The sequence below is a fragment of the Sphingorhabdus sp. 109 genome (assembly GCF_902506555.1).
GTDB lineage: Bacteria > Pseudomonadota > Alphaproteobacteria > Sphingomonadales > Sphingomonadaceae > Parasphingorhabdus.
Genome location: NZ_LR732707.1, coordinates 202,501 through 205,000, shown reverse-complemented (window position 1 = coordinate 205,000; position 2,500 = coordinate 202,501). Strand labels below are relative to the sequence as shown.

Sequence of the window (2,500 nt, the reverse complement as noted above, 5' to 3'; positions counted from 1 at the left end):
GCCCGCCATCCCAAAAACGGCTGTTCCGGGAGAGTTGGAACGCCTCCCAATTTGCGTGATCGCGGTGTCCTTTTAAAGGAAGAGTTTCAAGCAATGACGGCAACGATACTCGAAGGCTCGTAGCACCGGTTTCAGAACGACCGCCTCCGCTCTCTCAATCAGCTGTCAAAGCGTTTTGCGTCGCAACCTTCGTGCTGACACTTCCACAAGGCACAAAAGACAATTCAGACCCCTGAGAATCGCGGTCTGCACCTGTGGCAAATCCAAAAACAAAGGGGCTAGCCTTTCGACTAGCCCCTTGATTGGTTTGGTTGCGGGAGTAGGATTTGAACCTACGACCTTCAGGTTATGAGCCTGACGAGCTACCGGACTGCTCCATCCCGCGCCAACATGTCTGGAGAGGCTAATGCGCTGGTCCAGACAGTAAAAAAGCGGCCGGCCCTATGAGGGACAGGCCGCTTATGAAAAGGTGAATGGGTTATTTCCACGTGGGTACAGATTAATGCGCCTGCTGCAATGCCTGGCGACGACCTACTCTTCCATGCCTTGAGACAAAGTACCATCGGCGCAACCTGGTTTCACGGCCGAGTTCGAGATGGGATCGGGTGGGGCACAGGCGCTATGGCCACCAAGCAATGAAGCAGGCGCATAAGCTGTAATCACGGGTCTTTTAATCGATGTGGCAAGATGATGCACGGTATTTGATGCCGTGCATATTGACCATGGGCCGAGCCTAATTGTCCGTTCATCTGGCAACATGCTGTTTCCAACATTGTTGTTGATGGCGGGATTCTACAAGCGCGAATTGAGTAATTAGGACTGGTTAGCTTCATGCGTTACCGCACTTCCACACCCAGCCTATCAACGTGGTGGTCTTCCACGACTCTATGATAACTTATCTCGAGGGAGGCTTCCCGCTTAGATGCTTTCAGCGGTTATCCCGTCCATACATAGCTACCCAGCAGCACGCCTGGCGGCATGACTGGTACACCAGAGGTATGTTCAACCCGGTCCTCTCGTACTAGGGTCAACTCCTCTCAATTATCGACGCCCACGGCAGATAGGGACCAAACTGTCTCGCGACGTTCTGAACCCAGCTCACGTACCACTTTAATTGGCGAACAGCCAAACCCTTGGGACCTGCTCCAGCCCCAGGATGTGATGAGCCGACATCGAGGTGCCAAACGATTCCGTCGATATGAGCTCTTGGGAATCATCAGCCTGTTATCCCCGGCGTACCTTTTATCCGTTGAGCGATGGCCCTTCCACGAGGGACCACCGGATCACTATGACCGACTTTCGTCTCTGCTCGACTTGTCAGTCTCGCAGTCAGGCTGGCTTATGCCATTGCACTCTAACAGACGGTTTCCAACCGTCCTGAGCCAACCATCGCGCGCCTCCGTTACTCTTTAGGAGGCGACCGCCCCAGTCAAACTACCCGCCACAGAGGGTCCCTGATCCGGATAACGGATCTAGGTTAGACACCAGAAAACAATAGGGTGGTATTTCACATTATGGCTCCACTCGGACTGGCGCCCAAGTTTCAAAGCCTCCCACCTATTCTACACAATTCTTTCCTAATGCCACTCTGAAGCTGCAGTAAAGGTGCACGGGGTCTTTCCGTCTAACCGCGGGTACTCCGCATCTTCACGGAGAATTCAATTTCGCTGAGCATATCCTGGAGACAGTGGGGAAGTCGTTACGCCATTCGTGCAGGTCGGAACTTACCCGACAAGGAATTTCGCTACCTTAGGACCGTTATAGTTACGGCCGCCGTTTACTCGGGCTTCAATTCAAGACTTTCATCTCTCCTCTTAACCTTCGAGCACCGGGCAGGCGTCAGACCCTATACGTCGTCTTGAAGCCGACTTAGCAGAGTCCTGTGTTTTTGCTAAACAGTCGCTACCCCCCAGCTTGTGCCCCCTGCCAAAAGTTGCCTTCTGGCAGGGCCTCCTTCTCCCGAAGTTACGGAGGTAATTTGCCGAGTTCCTTCAGGATACTTCTCTCAAGCGCCTTGGTATACTCTACCTGACCACCTGTGTCGGTTTCGGGTACGGTCTATATGGTGGAGCTATTTCCTGGATCCACTTCGAAGCCTGATCAATCCAATAAGATCAGACAACACACGTGAACCGTCACATTCCACCAGGTCACGGAATATTAACCGTGTTCCCATCGACTACCCCCTTCGGGCTCGTCTTAGGGGCCGACTCACCCTGCTCAGATTAGCTTTAAGCAGGAACCCTTGGTCTTTCGGCGACAGTGCATCTCACACTGTTTATCGCTACTCATGTCAGCATTCGCACTTCCGATACGTCCACCGTCGGTTACCCTTCGGCTTCATCCGCTTACGGAACGCTCCGCTACCGCTCAGAATAAATTCTGAACCCTAAGCTTCGGTGCATATCTTTAGCCCCGTTACATCTTCGCCGCAGGAACCCTTATTTAGACCAGTGAGCTGTTACGCTTTCTTTAAAGGATGGCTGCTTCTAAGCCAACC

The 2,500-nt window shown here is 52.8% G+C and carries 1 tRNA gene and 2 rRNA genes (1 of these 3 cut by a window edge); all 3 read right to left on the bottom strand.

The window, feature by feature from the left end:
• Nucleotides 1-308 precede the first annotated feature (308 nt).
• Nucleotides 309-385: transfer RNA gene (locus BOSE62_RS00995), tRNA-Met, on the bottom strand.
• A 133-nt stretch (nucleotides 386-518) separates the two neighbouring features.
• Nucleotides 519-633, bottom strand: a 5S ribosomal RNA gene (gene rrf / locus BOSE62_RS00990).
• A 160-nt stretch (nucleotides 634-793) separates the two neighbouring features.
• Nucleotides 794-2,500: ribosomal RNA gene (locus BOSE62_RS00985) — 23S ribosomal RNA — on the bottom strand (it continues 1,096 nt past the right edge of the window).